The organism is Allobosea sp. 05T422_2 (assembly GCF_056396265.1).
Window position 1 is genome coordinate 1 of sequence record NZ_JBFTLD010000492.1, and the last position, 1,866, is coordinate 1,866.

Annotated in this window: 1 protein-coding gene; it reads right to left on the minus strand. The window is 65.9% G+C overall.

Annotated elements, in window-relative coordinates:
* Positions 1 to 1,841: 1-deoxy-D-xylulose-5-phosphate synthase (gene dxs / locus AC1DJT_RS36505; protein ID WP_476836038.1), on the minus strand; the 1,841-nt coding region annotated here is incomplete at its 3' end.
* Positions 1,842 to 1,866 lie beyond the last annotated feature (25 nt).

Consider the following 1,866-nt stretch of genomic DNA (forward strand, 5'->3'; position numbering starts at 1 on the left):
AGCCCGGCCAGCGCGTACATCACATCCGGCTTGTCCTGGTCCTGATAGAGATCGGGCAATGTCAGTGTTCGCACCTTCAACCCGCCGTCGAGCATTCCGGTTCTCGCCAGCAGGTGAAGGACATGGCTGCCGAAGCCGCCAACCGAGCCTTCCTCGACGGTGATCAGGATCTCGTGCTCGCGGGCGAGCCGCAGGATCAGCGCCTCGTCCAGCGGCTTGGCGAAGCGCGCATCGGCGACCGTGGTCGAGAGCCCGCGCTGAGCGAGCAACTCGGCGGCCGCAAGGCTCTCCGCAAGCCGTGTGCCCAGCGACAGAATGGCCACGCGTGACCCTTCGCGGACGATCCGGCCCTTGCCGATCTCGAGCGGAATGCCGGTTTGCGGCATCTCCACGCCGACGCCTTCGCCGCGCGGATAGCGGAAGGCGATCGGCCCGGAATCATAGGCGGCGGCGGTCGCAACCATATGGGTCAGTTCCGCCTCGTCGGCTGCKGCCATCACCACCATGTCGGGCAGGCAGGCGAGATAGGCCACATCGAAGGCCCCGGCATGGGTCGCGCCATCAGCGCCAACAAGGCCGGCCCGGTCGAGCGCGAAGCGCACCGGTAGCTTCTGGATGGCGACATCATGCACGACCTGATCATAGGCGCGCTGCAGGAAGGTCGAGTAGATCGCGCAGAACGGCTTGTAGCCCTCGCTTGCCAGGCCGGCGGCAAAGGTCACCGCATGCTGCTCGGCAATGCCGACATCGAAGGTCCGGCCGGGAAATTCCTTGCCGAATGCATCGAGACCGGTGCCCGAGGGCATGGCGGCGGTGACGGCAACGATCTTCTCGTCCTCGCGCGCCGCCTTGATCAGCGCATTGGCGAAGACCTTGGTATAGCTCGGAGCATTCGCAGGAGCCTTGGCCTGTTGCCCGGTGACGGGATCGAACTTCACCACGGCGTGGTGCTTGTCGGCGCTCGCCTCGGCAGGGGCATAGCCCTTGCCCTTCTGCGTCACGACATGGACGAGGATCGGCCCGCTCTGCGCATCGCGGACATTGCGCAGCACCGGAAGCAGGTGGTCGAGATTGTGACCGTCGATCGGCCCGACATAATAGAAGCCGAGCTCCTCGAACAGCGTTCCACCGGTCCAGAAGCCGCGCGCGAACTCCTCGGTGCGCCTGGCCTTCTCGTGGAAGAAGCGGGGCAGTTTCTCCGCCAGATATTTTGCCACCTCGCGGAGCGAGCGATAGGTGCGTCCAGAGACCAGCCGCGCGAGATAGGCTGACATCGCGCCCACCGGCGGCGCGATCGACATGTCGTTGTCGTTCAGAATGACGATCAGCCTGGAGCCGAGCGCTCCGGCATTGTTCATCGCCTCATAGGCCATGCCCGCCGACATCGCTCCATCGCCGATCACCGCGATGACATTGTTGGGCTTGCCGGCGAGATCGCGCGCGACCGCCATGCCGAGCCCGGCCGAGATCGAGGTCGAGGAATGAGCGGCGCCGAAGGGGTCGTACTCGCTCTCGCTGCGCCTGGTGAAGCCGGAGAGGCCTCCGGGTTGGCGCAAGGTCCGGATGCGGTCGCGCCGGCCGGTCAGGATCTTGTGCGGATAGGCCTGATGGCCGACATCCCAGATCAGGCGGTCATCCGGGGTGTYGAAGACGTGGTGCAGGGCGACGGTCAGCTCGACCACGCCGAGGCCAGCGCCGAGATGGCCGCCGGTGACCGAGACCGCATCGATGGTCTCGGCGCGAAGTTCGTCGGCGAGCTGACGCAACTGGACATCGTCCAGGCGACGCAATGCGGCGGGATCGGACACTTGATCGAGAAGTGGAGTGGCAGGGCGGGGCACGGTTGAGCGACACGTTCCTTCGAGG